This window comes from Robertkochia solimangrovi, from assembly GCF_007279655.1.
GTDB lineage: Bacteria > Bacteroidota > Bacteroidia > Flavobacteriales > Flavobacteriaceae > Robertkochia > Robertkochia solimangrovi.
On the sequence record NZ_QKWN01000001.1, the window covers coordinates 684,289 to 704,896 of the forward strand.

14 protein-coding genes are annotated in these 20,608 nt (G+C 41.8%); 5 read left to right on the forward strand and 9 right to left on the reverse strand.

Annotation, left to right across the window (positions count from 1 at the left end):
* Positions 1-89 precede the first annotated feature (89 nt).
* Entirely contained in the window at positions 90-911 is an 822-nt protein-coding gene (locus DMZ48_RS02950) for a hypothetical protein (RefSeq protein ID WP_143953595.1), read from the forward strand.
* 1 nt (position 912) lies between these two features.
* Here DMZ48_RS02950 and DMZ48_RS02955 read toward each other — a convergent pair whose 3' ends face one another.
* The 6 genes from DMZ48_RS02955 to DMZ48_RS02980 all read right to left on the reverse strand — a co-directional run bounded on the left by DMZ48_RS02955 (position 913) and on the right by DMZ48_RS02980 (position 14,946).
* On the reverse strand, positions 913-1,578 hold the full coding sequence (locus tag DMZ48_RS02955; protein ID WP_143953596.1) for a response regulator: 666 nt from the start codon (positions 1,576-1,578) through the stop codon (positions 913-915).
* A gap of 11 nt (positions 1,579-1,589) precedes the next feature.
* Positions 1,590-3,542, reverse strand: coding sequence for a tetratricopeptide repeat-containing sensor histidine kinase (locus DMZ48_RS02960; protein WP_143953597.1), 1,953 nt, complete (start codon positions 3,540-3,542; stop codon positions 1,590-1,592).
* Between the two features lie 127 nt (positions 3,543-3,669).
* The gene (locus tag DMZ48_RS02965) at positions 3,670-4,266 is read right to left on the reverse strand and encodes a diheme cytochrome c-553 (protein WP_143953598.1); all 597 of its coding nucleotides are present in this window, start codon (positions 4,264-4,266) and stop codon (positions 3,670-3,672) included.
* A gap of 261 nt (positions 4,267-4,527) precedes the next feature.
* Positions 4,528-12,117: a S8 family serine peptidase gene (locus DMZ48_RS02970; RefSeq protein WP_143953599.1), complete on the reverse strand. Its 7,590-nt coding sequence runs from the start codon at positions 12,115-12,117 to the stop codon at positions 4,528-4,530.
* 3 nt (positions 12,118-12,120) lie between these two features.
* On the reverse strand, positions 12,121-13,182 hold the full coding sequence (gene porV, locus DMZ48_RS02975) for a type IX secretion system outer membrane channel protein PorV (protein ID WP_143953600.1): 1,062 nt from the start codon (positions 13,180-13,182) through the stop codon (positions 12,121-12,123).
* A 174-nt stretch (positions 13,183-13,356) separates the two neighbouring features.
* The gene (locus tag DMZ48_RS02980) at positions 13,357-14,946 is read right to left on the reverse strand and encodes a tetratricopeptide repeat protein (protein ID WP_143953601.1); all 1,590 of its coding nucleotides are present in this window, start codon (positions 14,944-14,946) and stop codon (positions 13,357-13,359) included.
* 492 nt (positions 14,947-15,438) lie between these two features.
* On the opposite strand from DMZ48_RS02980, the gene DMZ48_RS02985 reads away from it, so the two are divergent.
* Positions 15,439-16,233, forward strand: a complete 795-nt coding sequence (locus tag DMZ48_RS02985; RefSeq protein ID WP_143953602.1) for a HipA family kinase — start codon at positions 15,439-15,441, stop codon at positions 16,231-16,233.
* On the forward strand, positions 16,211-16,594 hold the full coding sequence (locus DMZ48_RS02990; RefSeq protein ID WP_143953603.1) for a DUF3037 domain-containing protein: 384 nt from the start codon (positions 16,211-16,213) through the stop codon (positions 16,592-16,594). Before DMZ48_RS02985 ends, DMZ48_RS02990 begins: the two co-directional genes overlap by 23 nt.
* Before the next feature lie 18 nt (positions 16,595-16,612).
* Here DMZ48_RS02990 and DMZ48_RS02995 read toward each other — a convergent pair whose 3' ends face one another.
* From DMZ48_RS02995 to DMZ48_RS03005, 3 genes are all read right to left on the reverse strand, one after another.
* Positions 16,613-17,230 (reverse strand): hypothetical protein, encoded by a 618-nt coding sequence (locus DMZ48_RS02995; RefSeq protein WP_143953604.1) that lies wholly within the window; start codon positions 17,228-17,230, stop codon positions 16,613-16,615.
* A 31-nt stretch (positions 17,231-17,261) separates the two neighbouring features.
* Positions 17,262-17,459, reverse strand: coding sequence for a hypothetical protein (locus DMZ48_RS03000; protein WP_143953605.1), 198 nt, complete (start codon positions 17,457-17,459; stop codon positions 17,262-17,264).
* Positions 17,460-17,543: 84 nt separating this feature from the next.
* Entirely contained in the window at positions 17,544-17,861 is a 318-nt protein-coding gene (locus DMZ48_RS03005) for a hypothetical protein (RefSeq protein ID WP_143953606.1), read from the reverse strand.
* Between the two features lie 179 nt (positions 17,862-18,040).
* Between DMZ48_RS03005 and DMZ48_RS03010 the strand changes: the two genes are divergently transcribed.
* Positions 18,041-19,816, forward strand: a complete 1,776-nt coding sequence (locus DMZ48_RS03010) for a tetratricopeptide repeat-containing sensor histidine kinase (RefSeq protein ID WP_143953607.1) — start codon at positions 18,041-18,043, stop codon at positions 19,814-19,816.
* Position 19,817: 1 nt separating this feature from the next.
* On the forward strand, positions 19,818-20,567 hold the full coding sequence (locus DMZ48_RS03015; protein WP_143953608.1) for a LytR/AlgR family response regulator transcription factor: 750 nt from the start codon (positions 19,818-19,820) through the stop codon (positions 20,565-20,567).
* The last annotated feature ends 41 nt before the right edge of the window (positions 20,568-20,608 follow it).

The following is a 20,608-nucleotide window of genomic DNA, read 5'->3' on the forward strand; positions in this document are numbered from 1 at the left end:
TTCCCGGTATTCCGGATATTCTCAAGCCTGCAATACATGTATCGTTTTGACTTATCGTTTAAAGTCATGGCAAATCAAGGCATGAACTCATGGACATACATAGACAAACCCTGGAAAAGAATGTCTGTATCGTGGAAACTTTTGTCTATCAGGGTAGAAGTGTTACTTTTAAGGACCTAACTATTACGAATATGATCAAAGAGTTGTTCGAGGAAGTTTTTAAAAAAGCTAGAGAGGATTCCGGGAAGGATACCAAGAATGGTTTGTCTGGAATCGTTTGTGATTATTTGGAAGAGGAGTTAAATTATCCGGTAACCCAGAAAACGCTGGTTCGATATCACGATCAATACATTTTAGGAAAAGAAGCAGCTGCAAATTCACCGAAAAGTGAATTACTGAATGTGCTTTCCCAATACCTGGGCTATGAAAATTATGAGGCTTTTGTTGGATCCAAAGAAAGTATCAATCAAATTAACCCGGTCGAGTATGAAGATATAAAGCACACTGGCAATCGCACTTTGGAACGAATGCTTTTTTCGGTTATTAGTTTGATTTTATTGGGTGCCCTTGGGATTAGTATAGTTAAGAGTGGATCTAACGAAACTGACTGTATGTACTGGAATGTAACACAATATGAGCTTATAGATTGTGATCTCAGTTTACATCCTGATTTGGCAAATAAAATTATCCCCTACAGGGATTTTTTATTCAACCATATGAAAAAAATTGAAGCTGATGCTACTACGGTATTCTTTGATGAAAAGAAGAAACCAATTATTTGGTATGGTAAAGGAATAGGTGGGAACTATGAGTATTTTACGACGTATGGACTGCACCCGGAAACGCAAAAGAGTTTAAAGGCAATCACTCCCTATATTATAGAAAAGTATATCTTGAACGAACCCGAATAAATTATACGATCCCCAAATCCTTTGCATTTGCAATTAGCTGGATGGTGTTTCGAACATTAAAAAAGATCTTAAGATGATTGAGTCTTTTTTCAATACTGCTGAGACTGGCAGGGCGGATTCCCTGGTTTTTGAATTTTTCAGCGATCTCTTCCTGAGAAAATCCATTGGCGAGTTCAGAGAGCAGAGCAATATCATATTCGTCTATTTCGAGTAGTTTGTTGTCCGTTGCTTCGGGATGAATGCCTGCCGGATAAACTTTATCACCTTGGTATACCTGCGCTACTGCTTCCATCAACTGCTTTACACTTCTTCTGCCTTTGATCACATACCCATCCAGGTCAAGGTCATTGAAGAAGGAACGGATCTTTACAGGGCGATCTTCAATAGAATACATGATTGAATTTAAAGTGATGTTTTCACTCTTTAATTTTGCAAGCAGGTCGTTTCCGTTTTGCAGGTCACTCGTGCGCTGATCTTTTTTAAAGGATAGATCGGTAATGAGCAAATCGAAGGGTTGCTCTTCTAACATAGCACGCCGGATCTTTAGATAAGCCTCTTCACAATAGCGAGCCTGATGAATCTCAGCTTGCAGTTCTTTTTCCAATAGCAACGCGATCCCTTCCCCTATACTGTCAATATCTTCAGCGATTAGTATTTTTTTACTCATATTCTTAAATCTTATATCGGTATTTTGATCTGTGTATGAAATCCTTTGCCGGTTTTAGATTCAAAACTAATGGATCCTTTGATTGCTTTTATACGGGTTTCCGTATTTGAAATACCACTTCCTTTTGAAACAGCACTCATGTCAGCGCCTTTGCCATTATCATGGTATTGTATAGTAATGGTTTTGCCTTCCCGTTTAAAATCGATCATAACCAGTGATGCCTTGCTGTGTTTCATGGTGTTTACCAGCAATTCCTGCAGCACACGGTACAGGCATATCTGCTTGTCCTCCTCCACAGGGATGGTGGTTTGATGCAACCCTTTAACAAGAATACGAATCGTGTTACCATTAAATTCCTGTAATAGTTCTTTTAAGGCAGGTAAGAAGTTTGTGCCCGTTGGTATGGAGGCATTATCCTTTGAGATTTTACGGGTACGTTGATAGAGGTCTTCCAGATTATTTAATAATTTTTCTTTATCGCTGGTTACCTCCCAGTGGCTTGTTTCGGTAGCCACCATCACCTTGTAGAGGTCATTAGCCAGTTCGTCGTGTATGCGTTTTGCGATCTTGTTTTCCGTAGAATTAACCTCTCGGATCTTTTCGATGAGATTACGGGTTTTCTGGAGACGGTAGCCCATAAAACTCCCGGAGAGCAGCAGAAAAATTATAATGGTCAGGCTTATTTTCTGAAGTCTGCTGCGTTGCAGTTCTGTTTTTTGCAGTTCGGTTTCTGCCAGTAACACCTGATTCTTTTCACGAGTCTGATTCACCTCGAAAATATAACGAGCATAGGCGTTACGAGCGAGTAATTGTACCTTATTGATACTATCAGATAGTTTTTGATGACGGAGCGCATAGGTACGGGGATCATTTGCAATTTCCGTCAGGAATTTCAGTGCGTTCAATTGTTCATTGATATTTCCGGTGGCTTCGGCGTATGACAGGGCATTCTTTCCAAGATTCATTGCTCTGGAGGGATTGTTCCTATAATAATTGGCCATTCTAAGATTGATCCAGCTGAGGTTTCCTTTGCTCTTTAGAGAATCAAAAATATGTTGTGCCTGTTGATATAAAGGAAGGGCGCCACCCATTCCTGTTTCCATTCGTATGAGTCCGAGGTTGGCAAGTATTCTTGCTTTTTCTTCCAGAACTTTGGAAGCAGAAGTGTTATCAAAGTCATTACTTTTCCAATCGGTGGTTTCCACCAATTCACTGAGTTCATCGAGTGCCTTTTGTTTATTACCCAGTCTCCATTGTCCCATTGCCCAATTATTGCGGAGAATAACTTCGTCAAAAGATTTTATTTCTAAATTTTTGGCTTGTTGCAACCAATATATTTTTTCCCGGTAATCTTCCTGCTCACTGCTTGAATTGGCCAGAATATTGTAGAAGGCTGCTTTGGTTCTATCGTTAGTGGTATAAGGCAAGGCGGTTATAGCTACTTTTTCGGCTTCAGGATAATTCGAGAGATCATTCAAAAGATTTCCGAGATTTAATGAGAACTTCGCAATTTTTAAACTGTCTTTAATTTCTTCCGCTTTGCGGATGCCTTCAATTCCGTATTTCAGCGCTTCGTTATTATTACCGAGTTTTTGATAATAGTATGAAAGTCGGTAACACGACTCCATATATGCATTTGTATCCATTATGGAAATTGCCAGTTCTTCCATGGTGTGTGCAGTAGCTATCGCTGAATCTCTGGGATACATTTTATTCTGTAAAGCCATGCGTTGCATCAGAATGTCAGGTTTTGACGTATCAGGTATAGACAGGCTTAACGCCATGGTATTTTGCTCCAGAGCTTCCCGCCAGTTTTTATGTTTTTTAAGAGAGTCTGCCTGTTGAAAATAATACTGACTGAGTAAATATTCTTTTGATTGGCTATGGATAGGTTCTTCCTGCTGTCGTTGGCAGCCGAAGGCTATCCAAAGGAAAATCAGAAGCAGGCGGGCGCTGAAGTTCATGGATTATAAAGTTTAGGTAACTCAAAAATAGGAAATATCATCTATGATCGACTTAGAACTCGAAATTTAGAGCTTTTTAAGAGTTAGGAAAAGTGAAGGGCGTTTTAAAACGCCCCTTAATTATGATTTATTTTATCTCCGCTGCGGGTACAAAGTTCGGTACGATATTGTCAATCGGTTTAATGCTTTGGAGATAGGTGAACATCGCCAGAAGATCATCGTCGTTGAGGTTTCGGTAGTTTTCCCAGGGCATCGGAGGTAGCAGCGGTCGGCTGTTTTCCAGTCCTTTAAACTTGCCTTCGCGAATCGCTCTTTTGAAGTTTTCGAATTTCCAGTATTTGAGTCCGGTCTCATCGGGAGTAAGATTCGCTGCAAAGGAGATTCCCCACGGACCCACTGCAGCGGTTAGGTCGTTGTTGAACAGCAACCATTTTCCAGGAGTAATTTCGTCTTTATCAATCTTGGGAAGACTGTCACCGGAAGGGTATCCCATCATCCAGCGATCCATATCCGGTTCCGGACCATGATCGGTCATTTTTTTGGGGGTGTGACAATCGGCGCAACCAATGCTCGTCACCAGGTATTCACCTTTTTTAATAAGTGCCTCATTACTGATCACGGAAGCCTCCAGTGCATCGGTGCTCTCCTTTCCTTTGGCTTCTTTACACTGATAAAACAAAAGGGTAAGGGCAATCATTGGTAAACTTAACAGTAAACGTTTCATATAATTCAAGGGTTAGGTTGTTTAAAATTAAATGCTGCAAAAACAGATAAAGGGGTATCTGATCACTTTAATTTAATCGTTTGGAGGCAATGGGGGGAAGTGGAACTATCAGGTAATGAAGATATTACAATAATTTTAAATTTACAATAGTTATGATCGGGTCTGGCTTCTGATTTCTATAGGGAAAATCCCTGTAAAGGATGAAAATAAAAACCCCCGACTCTTCCGAGCCGGGGGTTTGAAAATTAGGGTTAGAAATACTTATTTCTTGATGATCTTCTTAACCGATTTAGCATTGGCCGTGGTTAATTCCACATAGTAAACACCAGGATTCACTTCAGAAACAGGGACTTCGATCATATTGTCGGAGCCTTCTGACTGAGCTACTTTAACAAGTACTCCCAGAGAATTATAGATCTTGATGTTTATCTTTTCAAGAACTGGATTGTACATTTTCAGGTACATGATGTCTTCAACAGGGTTCGGATGAACCTGCCAGCTGCTATCCAATTCGTCATCACTGCTTACAATACCGATTACAACCACATTGAAAGAAGTAGTAATTGATCCTCCTCTGGCATCGGTACCGGTGATCGTAACGGTTGATTCACCTAGCGACATCGGTTTCACCAGCATGGAGTTTTCATTGAAAAACAGACTGGTTACACCATTCTCAGATACGGAAGCAGCGTACTTTACCTGATCTCCATCAGGATCGCTGAATACATCTTCCCAGATCAGATTATATGAACCGGTATAAAGGTTTAGATACTGCGTTTCGATCTCCATTACTTCCGGAGCTCTGTTCACATCGATCACCTCTACTGTTATGGTCGATACACCTTCAATTCCATATTCATCTTCAAGAGATATATCAAAGCTATGGATGCCGCTGTCTTCGTAATCCGGTGTATAGATAAAGTTGACTACCCCGTTATCAAAGCTCAGGCTGGCTTTTTCGTCCTCTGAGATCAAAGTTGCTCCGGTTACCATATCGGCTTCATGATCGCTGGTCATAATAGAAATGTTCAGCGTTTCTGCTTCATTTACTGTATAAAGATGCTCTTTTTCCAATACCGGTGCCTGATTGATCTCCAGGGTTACCGGAATACTTACAAGAGCATTGTAAGGGTCATTCGTAGAAATGATAATGTTTCCTTTGTTAGTAGGCATGGAAGCTCTTGCCGGATTCAAAATAACATCCAGATCCAGCGTGCCCGCCACTGCGATTTCTCCTTCATATCCACCGTCGATGGAGATCCAGTTCTTTTCTGCAGCGGTTACTTCTGCTGCACGAACCATCCAACCGTATTCAGACATTCCAGCGTCCTTAATATCGAACCAAAGTCCGCCAGAAAGGAATTTAAATCTGTTCAGTATGTGCTCATCAACTTTAGCTACCCCCTGAGGGAACGTCGCACCCAGTGGATGCGTGATCACCACGTAAAAGCGCTCATAAGGCTGTAATTCTACGGTTTCGCTGAGCTCCAGGGTAATGAGTTCTCCTCCCTGAATCTCGCTTTGAATCGTGTAATTAAGCGTTTCGGAATACAGCACATCAGCATTTTCTACATTGTCACCAACACGAATTTCAATATTGATATCTGAGTTCAGCCAGGATCCTGAAACATACCAGGTTTGTACATGTGAAAGGTTGAAACCACTTTCAGGGGCGATGAATTCTGTTGCAGTGATCAGTTCATCCTGACCATTGTACCCTACCGATGTATATGGGGTAACCGCATTGTCATGTGACAGTACGTTTGCAAAATCGGTGTTGAATGGTGCAACTCCCAGATTCGGAGCAACATTCAATTGCTGTTTTAAAAGAACGGATGCTCCTTTTGCACTATTTGGTACGGCTGCAGGTACTACGTCTTCACGTAGATAATTCATGCTGATCGCATATTGTAAAGGAGATTCTCCTTCGAGATTACCCAGATTTAGTGTATGAGCATAAAGGTCATTATTGAATGCCAAATGGAAGATTTCTTCCTCGTTCACAGTGAACGATGGCGGTAATTTGAAGACCGCATTGATCAGTAGTTCTTCAGTGGTTCCGAAATCAGTATCTGCAAGCACCTTATTTACATACGCTTCATTCGCTTCTGCAGGAGTGATCGTTAGTCGGAATGATTTAGATTCAAATCCTGGTTCTACGATAAAGCTGTCAGTCGAACGAATTGTTGTCCATTGCCACCCCCATCGGAAGTTATAGACTAAATGTTCGATCACTGCAGTACTTCCATCTTCCATTCTCAGATTCTGAACCGTCATTGTTTTGGTTCCACTGTTGATGAATGAAAATTCAGTAGCATAAGACGCACCGGGTTCTACTATTTTCTCGCCAAGTTCGATAACCTCAGGGTTGAAAGTTAGGGCAGGCTCACCGGTAACCTCAAGATCGATTGGCACGATCACTTCAGGAGTTAATGGAGAATTATTGAAAACCTTTAAAGATTCTTCATATACTCCTGAATTCACGCCTTCTGTGTTAAAAGTAAGGTCATAACTTCTGGATTCTCCAGGTTCCAGGGTTTCCTTTTTCGCCGGATAGATATCAATAGCGACACCGTTATTGATGTATTCCTGATAATGAGCGATCTGAAGACCTTCGGTTCCTTCTTTGTTCTCAATCCCTACGAGTCCGTAGAAGGCTCGGATCGGTTGGCTCGGATCATTTTTATACTGAAACTTGATCTTTCCGTTCTTATACAGGATGGCCTGAGCACTGTATACCCCACCAATTCCGAAAATGTTGATATAACCTCTCCATTCAAATACTACCTTATCGTCGAACGCTTTCATATAACGTCCCCAGGTATCTTCAGGGTTGCTGGTAAGCGGTCCACCGGCAGCAAAATAAGGTGCGATGAAGTTATTGAAGGTATCCTCTTGTGGAACCATCGGTGGCACAAAGAAAGAAAGCGATTTGTCTTCGATCTCATCAAAACTCAAAACGCCCTGTGTACCCATCCAAAGCTTGCTGTATTTTTCCTGGTAGAACTCGAATTCGAACGGAAGTTCGATCACCTCCCAGTTTATACCGTCTGCCAAATGGAATTCAACCTTGTCTTCTTCAGTAAGTTTGATCCATTGGTGTGATGGTTTCATCGTATCATCATAGGTTGACCTGTAAACATAGGTGAAATCTTCCACGGAAGCAGTGGTAGCCGGTTCACCAATAGTCACGTGTTCAGTGGCAGCGATCGCATATTCCAGCGTTGCTTTACCTGTATTGTGTACTTCAAATGGTTTAACGATCTGCTGACCGGGTTCCATAGACTCGCTATAAGATGTCTCAACTACTTCGATAGCCGGAGCATCGATGATCGTTCCGGTAAAATTCACTTCATAGGTACCTCCTTCACCATCTGTAATCACAAGGATATCGGATATAGAACCTGTATTTTCTGTATTAAGTGTATACGGAATGAAAAGGGTTTGATTGGGCTCAAGAGTCAGACTTGTTTCTGCAGTGTGAGTAAGCTGACCATTGGTAAAGCTAACATCGCTAAGATCGATCTGTTTTGAACCATTATTCTTAAGACCTACGATTCCTTTTACAGTTGCCATTTGGAATACTTCACCCAGGTCTACTGCTTTTTCACTTAAAACCAGTTCAGAAACTCCACCTCCTACAACATCGATATTAATCTCTATGGGCAGTGAGCTGTTGAATGGATCATTGGAAAGTACGGAAAGGTATTCCTTGTGGGTACCTTCAATTAACTTTTCACCATCCAGGCTGATCATGATATCTTTTGATTCTCCTGGCTGGATCATTCCTTTGGCATCCACTACTTCTTTGATCAGTCCAAGACCCGGACTGTGAATATGTACGATCTGTTTAGCAGCCATTGGAAGATACACCTTATCATAGTTCGAATTTACAAGTACGCCGTCATTCTTCGCTTCATTTTCAATGGCGCTGTAAATAGAATTCAATTGATATGCATACATTCCATCGAACTTATCATAGATGAATTTGATATCTCCATTGCTATAGATCTCGATCTGGAAGGTCATACTTACACTTTGGTTGTCATTGGCATGGCGAACTCCGGTGTACTGAACGATCAGTTTACCCAATTCTCTTTTGAAATGAACACTTCCACCCAGTGAAAATGCAAATTCCTTGATCATGGCTGCGATATAACCATCCGGCATATGACTTCCATGGTAGGTGGAAGTTGAATTAAAGCTGCCATCCTCTCCTAAGGTCAGTAATCCTCTTTTGGTAATATTGATAGCGTTAACGGATTTCCCATAAAACGGGAAATCAAAACCAAGATCCACATTATAGAATTCGTTCAATGTAGAGGATTTGAAGAATTCGGTAATATCAGTACCATCGGCGGTGATATCCTGGAATACATAGGTATCATAAGGCATTGATTCCATGGTATACGGGAAACGCTGCACATTGGCTGGCAAGTTTTCTATATGACTAACGTCATTCGTATACGCAGGGAAACCATATTGTAATGGGTATTGCCCGTTATTGGTGATAGTAACACTGGCTTCTGCATTATCTCCAACCATTATGTTTTCAAAGTTTACCACGGTTGGGGCAACTGCGATCTCCGCAGCTTCAGTACCTACACCAAATACATTAAATTTATGAACATCTCCGTTATAGCTGGTCATGGTGATCACCGCATTTTTATTTCCGGTTCCGTCAGGGGTGAAGGTCAGGGAAATCGCAGATTCCGATTTAGCTGCCACGTTCAGGGAGTAAACGGAAGTGTTCACTGTGAATTGAGGATCTGAAGAGACGATCGTTTTGGTACGGAATCTTCCGTAACCAGTATTATAGATCGTCATTTCCTTAGTCGAGGTTAATCCGTTGAATACGCTTCCGAAATCCAGAATACTATTAGTGGTGATCTCTGGTTTATGTCCGGAAACGGTTACCGTAGCCGGAACCCTGTATAACGGTGTATCCGCATCATTCGAACTGATTACGATATTTGATTTATAGGTTCCGTTGATGAGTTCACTTCCGTCAACTGCGATGTCAACGTCTGTTTCACCCAATCCGTAGATACTTCCTTCTGAAGGAGAAAGTGTCATATACTCGTGCATCGGACTCACCTTACTGGCTACTTTAACATTCCATGCAAAGTTTTCATTTTCTACAGCACCGGCAAGTGGCACCCAGGTCTTACCCAGGTCAAAGCTCATCATACAATAATCTGATCCTTCCGGACTGTTCTCATAAGACATCCCCAGTGGATATAAGTTTCCGGCAGGGGTGTGGAATACTACCCAGAAAGATTCACCTTTTTTGAAGAACAGGTGTTCCAGTAAGTTAACCGAATAGTTTCTGGTGTCATTCTCAGAATAGGCATTGAATCTATTATCGGTATAGATCAGGTTCTCTTTGGTGATCTTTTCACCCTTGTAGATCTCAAGAACGGCAGGACCGTCTTCCTGATCCAGATTCATAAACGCATTAACATAAGTAAGATTAAATCCTTCCGGATCATCCACTACAAATTTGGTTGCAGAGGAATTGGTCATGGTGGTATCCACCTCACCGATGACATAGGTCGTTCCTACGTAATAATGACTTTTTTCGGAAGCTTCCCATGCATTGGGTGCTGCACCAGAAGTGGCGAATTTTTCAGCCAGTTCAATATTTTGCTTTTCAACTTTTAGCTGAGATACAGATTTGATGGTTCCAGCAGCAGGAAGTGCTATACTGGTGGCAGAAGCAGAAGCAGACACTTCTCTGGTCTCTGTTTTCCAATTAAGAATACCGGTATCCTGGTTGATGATCTTTAGTGATTCCATAGCTTCAGTGGAAGTTGCCACATCCATTGAAACAGAAATACTGTTCTTATCGGCGGTGATGTCCGGACCACTGTTAGTTGTTGCTTCCACAATATTCGACACTGCGGATTCATTTCCCCATCGGTCAACAGCAATAATCGTGAAGAAATAGGTCGTTTCAAATTCCAGTCCCTCAATGGTGATTTCTTCGTGCTCTCCGGCAGCCATGAAACCATTCTTAAAGGACATAGATTGTGGAGCAGACAGATCTGCATTCACTGACCATGATAATTTGTATTCATAAGGAGTATCATCCCCGCTATCCGCCGGAACACTAAAACTAAGGGTTGCAAAATCCTGTGATGCACCCAACAGTGCCAGGTCGTTAATGGTGTTCGGAGCGGTATTATCATTGGGTTTTAATGCAAGATAGGCATCCATAAAACCAACTCCCATCTTACCTTCATAAGTTGGATTGTGTATATCGATATTTCTTACTCCGGAAAGGATTCTTCTTTTCAGGTCTTCATTGGTAAAAGTAGAAGAACCGTATTTGGAAACGATCAATGCTGCTACACCAGATGCATGTGGAGTTGCCATAGAGGTACCCTGCATATATCCATAACGGTTACCCGGCATAGTACTCAATACCTGATTTTTTGATCCTTCTGCGGCATTACCTCCGGTTGTACTAAGATCAACCCAGGTACCATAATTCGAATAAACCGCTTTTTTATATGCAGCTCCCGTGGAGGCAATGGTGATAGGTGCCTCATAATATCCTGGATAATGCATACTGTCATTACCGTTGTTTCCGGCTGCGAAGAATACCACCCCACCTTTCATCGGGCTTCCGGGATAATTACCTGCTTCTGCGATAAAGTAATCGATCGCGTCAAGTACTGATTGCTCATAATAACCTGCTGATTGATATCCCCAGGAGTTTTGGGAGATCACCGCACCGTTATCTGCACCGTATACGATAGCAGCTGCAAAATTACCTGATCCGTTATTACTGAAAACCTGGGCAGATAACAAGCGTGCTCCGTCACCGTTTCCGGTACCACCGGCAACTCCGGCAACTCCTTTTCCATTATTATTGGCGGCTGCAACAGTTCCGGCAACGTGAGTACCGTGATCATGTGCGGTGATTTCTCCTTTTTGTTCTGCGAAATTATAGCCATGGATGTCATCGATATATCCGTTGAAATCATCATCCACTCCGGGTTCACCGTTCAATTCCGCATCATTTACCCATAGTGAAGGGATAAGATCTTCGTGTTTGGTATCGATACCACCGTCTACAATTGCCACGACAACGTTTGGTGTACCTGCAGTAATATCCCATGCCGGAAAAACGTTGATATCTGAACCTGCTACCGAGTTTGGCAGTGTTCCGTCATTTTTCAGGTGCCACTGATCGGCAAGATACGGGTCATTCGTAGTCATCGGAAGTGCACTTGCAGCAGGCAATTTAGCTTCTTCAACTCCGTCATAGTCTAATATCTTGGTTCGTATGGGTTCCGACATATCGATGTATTCGTTATTGTGATATTCACGCGCAACAGCCTGAACATCGGCTTCACTGGTTACGTCGATCTCATACCAAAGATGGAGTCCGTATTGCATATGTTTAGCTTCATTCCTTCCGGCATGTGGGAATACACGATGCATTTCCGTAGCGGAGAATTTAGCATTCACCAGGTCTAAGCTGGTAAGGCTGGTCTTCAACTGACCTCCCTTTTTCGATTTTTTTAAGCCGTTGGCTACTAATTCGACGGAATTCGGTTTAACCTTAACCCGAATCTTGCCGGGAACGAATTCCTGAGCCATTATATTTAAAGAACCGGCCAACCACAGAAGTAGGGTCAGGACGCCCAGTTTTTTAAATAGCTGAGTAATTTTCGTCATAAATTTATTTGTTTTTGTATTTCTGGTTTCATTATTCAATTCGGTAGTTTCTGGTGGTGTTTCATTTTGCTGAAGTGATTTTAGCATCGACTTCAGTGCCTTACGCTGAGAAGCGTTCTTCTCCAGCCAATTATCAACATTGTCCTTTCTCACCTTTCCCATTGTTTATTTTGAAGCAGTAGTGCTTTCTATGACAGGAGTGTTGGGGGTGTTTCCGAACTCGAAGGTCAGTGAAAAGCGCAGGGTGTTTTCCAGTGGACTATTCACATTCGAGGTATTGATCAGGTAAGACAGATCGAGATTTGCGTTCCTGAAAGAGATTCCTCCACCAACAGTTGCATATTGCCTGTTACCATAATCTTCATCTTCATGAAAATAACCGGTACGCAGAGCGAAAACATTTCTGTATTTGTATTCAGCACCTACCGCATAGATAAGGCTTCCAAAATCATTGTTGGAAACGAGTATGGAACTGATCTCTGCATTAGCGGTAACAGAATTATCTGCATTGAGCAGGAATTCATATCCGGTTCCCAGTTTAAGGTTGGTAGGCATCTGTATTTTTTCAGAACCTTCTACGATCTCAACATTGGAACCGATATTGCTAAGCGATATACCGGCACGCCAGATTCCCATCATGTCACCAATTACCTGCGTATCCGATTGATAGAATGCTCCCACATCCACTACAAAAGTGTTGATGGTTTTGATGTTTGAATTTTCCTGGCTGATCGCATAGTCGGAACGAACATATCTTCCGGAAACTGCCATAGCGAAATGTTCGCTGAGTTTAAGCGAATAGGATCCGTCTAAAGCAAGTTCATATGGGTTTTCACTTCCCATGCTGTTCCCTCCGGCATCGTAAAGATTGATCGATCCCATAGAGAAATATCGCAAACCAACTCCCCAGGTACTTCTGTGGTTGATCCTTTTAGCGAAAGATAAACTCCCCATAAATACGTCCTTGGACAGACTTCTCATCCAGGGAGTGTAATTAAGTCCGATCGACATATCTCCTTCCATGAATGCATATTTTGCTGCATTGTAGAATTGCGAATTCGCATCGGTAGAGGTGGCAACTCCCAGATCACCCATCCCCGCACTACGCGCATCCGGAATGATCAGAAGAAAAGGGGCAGCTGTGGTTTGCACCCCGGATTCTTCCTGAGCATGACCGATGGAAATAGCCAACGGCAGCAGGAAGAACATTAGTAATAGTTTTTTCATTGGATTACAGTTTTTGGCCCCCAACAACGAAGACCTGTTATTAGTGTTGCCAAAAAAAGATCTTATTGTTGCTTTATCATTAAATATGAGGTCACAAAAACTATACATCGGCTTTTGAGGCCGTTACTATATCTATACAATTAAGATTAAAATGCTAAAAAACAGTTACTTGGTTTAAAAGCTGTTTAAGAAGGTGGTGAGGTTGATCTCGGAGTTGGTGATGTTGAGTTTCTTACGTAAACGATACCTTCCTACGTCAATAGTACGAACACTTTGACCGGTCAGTGAGGAGATCTCCTTGGAGGATAGATTCAATTTTGTAAAGGCCGCTAATTTCAGTTCATTGGGGGTAAGCTGATAGTCTGCCGCGAGCTTGGAGTAGAATTCAGAATGGACTTCCTGAAAGTACAGATCGAACTCTTCCCAGGTCTGATGATTCAGGTGATGGTTGAGATTGCTCAGGGTGTCGGCGATCAGCTTATCGCTTTGCACCTTAGTCATCGTTCTTGTTTTGCGAAGACTTTTGGTGAGGCTGGAAATGAGTTCGTTCTTTTCCAGAAGGAACATCAGATTCGACATCAGTTTCTTATTCTTATAATCGAGTTCCTTGTGCAGAAGTTTCTTCTCTTTTTGAATGTTCTCGTTAAGAAGTTGAGTTTGGCGCGTCTTACTTTTTTGAAGCAGGAACAAGGTAAATGCGATAATCAGCAATAGTGCAAGAGAAGCAAAGGCAAACTGGTAAACGGTTTCCCTGAATTTCTGATCTTCTTCCTCGATCTTCTTTTCCAGTTCATATTCATAGTTCGCTTTTAGTCGTTCCTGGTTCTTGACACTTTCTTCGTTCAAAAGTTCATTTCGTGCAGCCATTTCTTTTTCCTGCATTTCGAAGGCTTCCCTGAATGCTTCGTTTTCCTGATAGATCCCTTTCAATGCGATGGATGCATCCAGGGTTTGTTTGGCAGAACCCAGCTCTTCTGATAAATGCAGGGCCTTAACCAGATATTCTTCAGCTTTGGCGGTATTATTTAACGCGAGATAGGTGGTTCCGATATGAGAAAGAGATTGACAGATCCCGGAAGCCAGATTAGCCTTTTCACGAAGTTCCAGCGCCTTCTCATGCCATATCAATGCCTGATCGTAGTCGCCCATCTTCATTCTCAGTGACCCCATATTGCTGATGGCGTTGGCCATCAGGTATTGTTCTGAGACCTTGTTAGACAGCGCAATACTTTCACGATAGAACTTTTCCGCTTCTTCATAATTTCCCAGGTTTTCATTGGCGATCCCCACGTTATTGTATATCACACAAAATGGGCGCAATGTTTGGTCGGTGGAATCGAGGATCGGATGTCCTTCCTGAATCGTTTGGTATTGATCCAGGGCTTTCTGATAATCCTTACTTTCCAGATAAATCCCTGCAATGCTGATCTCTGCATAGAGTTTATAAAGAAGATCATCTGCTTTTTCCGCTTCTTCCAGAATCTTCAGATAGGTGTCCATAGCGCGGTCGATGAGACCTTTGTTGATATAGAGGTTCCCGATTTCCAGCAGGATACGATAACGCCGTTGATTGTATTTTTTATCCGTTAGGAATTTGTTCAGTTCATTGTAGTAATAGAGCGAAGAGTCGAGATTGCTTTCCTGAAAACTCAGTGCTTTATGATATAACTCTGTATAGTATATACTATCGGCAGGGGAAGCTTTTTTAGTTTGCCCCATTCCCGAAAATCCGACCAACACTATTAATATCAGTAATTTCTTCATCGCTTTGTATCAGGATGTATACGAGATCTTAAAACCATAAGAAAACCCGTATAACCGATGTATGAAAGATACAACCCTGAATTTAACTTGCTTTTTTTGAACCGGGCAAAAGTAACAAAATTGTATTTGATAGCGGTGTCATGAGTGTATTTTAATGAAAACATGATACTTAGGGCTATCTCTATTTGTGGCGCAAGCATCAACAAAATAATGCGAAGCGAGCCCGAACCTAAATAGGTTGAGCCAGGCGATAGCGAGCAATAAGGACACTCAAGGGAGTTTTGCACCCGCAAAACAATCCACGATACTGGAGAACTGTTCGCGATAGCGATCAGAATCGACACTAAGCACCGCCAGGTGCACGTCACTTTCAAGTGGGCCAGCAGACGTGATCTCTGTAGAATGAATAAACTGGTTCAATACTTAAACCCCAACTCACAACTTATAACTCAACACTGAATTCTCTATCTTTGTTCCTATTGAAAATATTCGATGAGAAGTATACCTGAATTACGAACCGTGAATGTGATGCGTTACATTTTGCCTTTGCGGGAGGGAGGTTCGCTGCCGGCTTTGGCAGAGGCTGATGATGATTTTAAATATGTGGTGAAATTCCGGGGAGCCGGTCACGGGGTGAAAGCATTGATCTCAGAATTACTGGGAGGAGAGATCGCCCGTGTACTCGGATTTAAATTGCCTGAACTGGTATTTGTGCATTTAGATGAAGCCTTTGGGAGAACAGAAGGCGATGAAGAGATACAGGACCTGTTGAAATTCAGTGAGGGACTCAACCTTGGGTTGCATTTTTTGTCTGGTGCGGTTAATTATGACCCGCTGGTCATGGAGGTGGATGCGGACCTGGCTTCGGATATTGTATGGCTGGATGCTTTGATCACCAATGTAGATCGTTCCTTTCGAAATACGAATATGCTGATGTGGCACAAGGAACTCTGGCTCATCGATCATGGCGCTTCCTTTTATTTTCATCATAATTTCGGGAATTGGGAAAAACAGGCAACAACCCCGTTTCCCATCATCAAAGATCATGTTTTATTGCCAAAAGCATCGAAGTTGGCAGATTCAGATCAAAAATTTAAGGAGATACTCACCGATGAGGTATTGCGCGAACTCACGGCATTGATTCCTGATGATTGGTTGCAATGGCAGGAGACTGAACTGGAACCTCAGGAGATCAGGGAAGTCTATTTTCAGTTTTTAAAGATCAGACTTGCACATACAGAATTATTCATAAACGAAGCCCAAAATGCACGGAAAGCACTTATATGATTATGCCGTCATTCGGCTGGTACCCAAAGTGGAAAGAGAGGAATTCATCAACCTCGGTATTCTGATGTACTGTAAACAGCAGAAATATCTGAAGGTAAAGTATTTTATTGATCCGGAAAAGATCAGGGTCTTTACCACGGAACTCGAGCTGGAGGAACTGGAAAAAAATTTACAGTCATTTCAATCTATTGCCGAAGGGAAGAAAGAGGGAGGCCGGGTAGGAACGATGGACCTTGCCGAACGATTCCGATGGCTGACGGCAGTTCGCAGTTCCTGTATTCAGACGTCCCGCCCTCATTCGGGGTTCAGTGATGATCTGGACGCTACTCTGGAACGACTTTTCGAAGACCTGGTATTGTAAAGGGTTTTTTAAGCTTCATTAGAAAGAGGAATATACCTGCTTCAGGATTTCTGTTATTTCGTTGAGAGAGGGCGGTTCAATATGGTTCTGTTTGAAATACAGATACACTGAAAGAAGCGAAGAGAGTGTGTAATAAAGAATAGTGGTCGGAATTACAAGGAAGATCGAGTACCGTAACGCAAGAGTGAACTTTATTCTGATTATTTTATGCAGGATCAAAGCCATCAGGAGGACAGTGCCTGTTATGCCCAGGATCATGAAAATTAGTGGCGGTATTAATGCAGGAGTTTCCTTTGCCTCTGGATCTATAAATAGTTTGAGGCAAAGGATGAAAGTAATGGTCACACCCAGGTTGAAAGTTAGTGTGGAAAAGAAGGTCCCTAAATAGGTCTCTGTAAATTTCAGACAGAATTTATTTTTAAGTACTAAAAAGATGATCAATGCAGGAATCAGCGAAATAATGGCGTAAGGAACCAGTGAAACAATAATAAAGATTGCGATCAACAGGAATGCGGGTCCTCCGGAACCATTCGGTTTTTCAGTGATATTCCTGCCATTTATATATTCGATCGCACTTTGGTTCGGGTCTCTGGGAAGGCCCATCATTCCACGTCTAAAATTGCTTATTTCGTTCATGGTAATAAATTTTAGTCGGTTATTAGAGCGATTAGGAACAGCCTGCGCAGGAGAGGAAGGTTCCAAAGACCGCAAAAGTTAATCCGGCAAAGATCGAAGCATATTTGAGCCACATCTTGATGGGAGCGGTTGGCTCCAGATCTTTCATTTTTGTTCCGGCGGGAAAGGGTTTGTATTTAAAACCAAATGCCATCAAAGCAATTCCCATAATTAATAGAATGAATCCCATAACTTTTTATTTTAATTGATTACTATTTTAAATCGCCAGTGTCACCCGTATCACCAGTGTCACCAGGGTCACCTAAAAAGGTTTCTACTCTTTTATATAATCTTTACACGGAGCAAGGATTCCGGAAAAATGCAAGCCGGAACCATCGATCGAAAGGCGGGAAATATTGCCCATCATTTCAACGACCAGTACTCCGTCATCATTTACTTCACCGGAAAAGGCCACATCCTTTCCAAAATCAAGCTCATAAGTGTTTTTGCCAATATTGGTTATTTTCATAACCTCATGGGTGTCTTCAGTACATTTCCAGGTGCCTTCAAAACTGGAATCTTTTATTCCGGCAAAGCAACCGGTTAACAGTAGCAAGAGGGAAGCGATAGCGAGATTCTGAAATGTTTTCATGATCAGGTATGTTATTTGATTTATACCTAAAATTAACAAGTGTTTGGAAGGTGTGGAAGGTGAAACCAGTAACTGCTGGAGTTGATTTATTCTCTGTGTCAAGGTCTTTGAAAAGTGTGGTAAATAAATTACCTTGATCTGGTCGCAAATACCTGCTTTTGCCTTTTAACGATTCTGATATGAAAGCGGTTTTAGCATTTATGTTTTATTGGTATTGTACGTGCAACTTTGCGCAAACGCAAAACACTGATTCTCTGCGCCGTATTCTGAATAATGGACAGATCATCGATACCGTTCGAATCAATACATTACTGTTGTTATCGGAGGATCTTGCCTACAAAGATCTGGATAATTCCTTAAGTCTGGCTATGGAAGCTATTGAGCGATCGGAGGCACTGAACTGGAATGAAGGTTTGGCCAGGTCTTACCGGCAGGCTGGAATCATCGAATACTATAAGCCAAACTATGATAAAGCGCTGAATCACTTGCACCTGGCACTTACGTATAGCGAACGTTCAAAGAATGCGTTGCTGAAAGCCAGTATCTACAATAACATAGCAAATATTTATGCAGATCTAAAGGAATTTGACAAAGCACTTGTGTATTATGATCGATTGTTGAAAGTGGCAAGGGAGGCTAATTCGGAAAAGGATGAACTTATAGCATTATTCAATATCGCCACGATCTATACCGAGCTGGGTGATTATGATCGATCGCTACAAAACTTCTTTTCAAGCCTTGATCTTGCGGAGAAAGCCAGCATAACGCAACATCTTCCAGCTATCTATAACAATATCGCGCGAACCTATCAGTATATGCATGAGGATGAACAAGCTTTACAGTATTTGGATCAGGGGATCGCTGTTGCGGAAGAAAGCGATAATCGTTATATTCTCAGTACACTTTTACGAAATAAAGGTGAACTTTTACGAGATGCAAATCAGTTTGAGCAGGCAGAACTTTCCCTGATCAGAAGTATTGAACTTTCACAGGAAAATGGAAGTGTTGAATGGGAATCATTGGCTTGGGAGACCTTAAGTAGTGTTTATGAACAGCAGAACAAGGCCGAACTGGCTTTGGATGCATTTCGAAAGCACATTAGATTAAGGGATAGTATCATCAATGAGGAGAAAAAAGCGGAGCTGATCAAGAAGGATCTGATCTTTGAAAAAGAGAAGGATCAGGCATTATATAAGGCGGAAATAGAACGCCAAAAGACGATAAGGAATGCGTCCATACTCGGAGGGGGTAGTTTACTCTTTATGGCAGGCATGGCTATGTTTTTTTACAGACGCCGGCTTCATGCGATCTCTGAAAAGGAGAAGGCTGAATTTAAGGCAAAGGTTGCAGATACTGAATTGAAGGCGCTTCGGGCTCAGATGAATCCTCATTTTATATTCAACACCTTAAATTCTATTAATTCTTTTTTTATTAAAAATAATCGGGAGGCTGCCAGTGATTACCTGAAGAAGTTTGCCGGCCTTATCCGAAAGATCCTTGAAAATTCGGAAAAGAAACTGATTCCCCTGAAGGAGGATCTGGAGCTCCTGAACACTTATTTTGAGATCGAATCCAGGCGATTACCCGATAAATTCGACCACATTTTTATCATTGATGAATCGATCGATACGGAAAATACGCTGGTACCACCACTTATCTTACAACCATTCATCGAGAATAGTATCTGGCACGGGATTGCTAATAAAAAGGATAAAGGAGTTATCGCCATCGAGGTTCGGAAGAGAAAAGACACGTTGTTATATGTAGTTGATGATAATGGAGTGGGTAGAAAGCCTGAAAAGAGAAAGGAAATGAACCGATCGATGGGGATGCAGATCGCCACTAACAGGATAGCTATTATAAATGCTACCGAGTCTAATGGAGGGGTAAAGGTGATCGATAAAGAAGAAGGACTCCGCGTAGAGATCGAATTGCCACTAACTTTAGCGTTTTGAAATGATAAAAGCTTTGATCATTGATGATGAAATTCATTGTATAGAGGAACTTCAGTTATTATTGAAGTCTTTTGGTAATACGGTACAGGTGGCAGGGTTTGCACAAACCGTAGGGGAAGGGATTGATTTAATCGGAAAAGTTCAACCCGACCTGATCTTTCTGGATATTCAGATAGGTGACAGCACCGGATTCGAGCTGATTGAAAGGGTTTCTTTGGGATCCATGAATGTCATCTTTACGACGGCTTATGATACCTATGCATTACAGGCATTCAGGTTCAGTGCACTGGATTATCTGCTTAAGCCTATCGAAACTGAAAGTTTAAAAAGAGCACTGGATAAACACGAGAGGGAAATTTCTTCAAAATACCTCGAACAGAAGTTAGACATTCTCATGCACAATTTAACCCGGGTTAACTCAAATAAGAGAATAACGATACCTACTTCCGAGGGGTATGAATTTGTTGAAATCAGTGGGATCATCCGTTGTCAGGCAGATGTGAACTATACGGATATCTACCTCGACTCCGGAAAGAAGATCACGGTATCGAAGACTCTTAAGAGTTTTGAAGAAATGCTGGTGGATGAACAATTCTTCAGAGTCCATTATTCACATCTTATCAATTTGAAAAAGATCAAAAAGTATGTAAAAGGAAAGGGAGGTTATGTGATCATGGAAGACAAATCTATCATAGAAGTATCCACCAGGAGGAAGGAAGAGTTTTTGGCGCAATTAAAGGAACTGTATTAGCTGACTTTTGAACATGAAAAACCCCTGCTGGTATATACCAG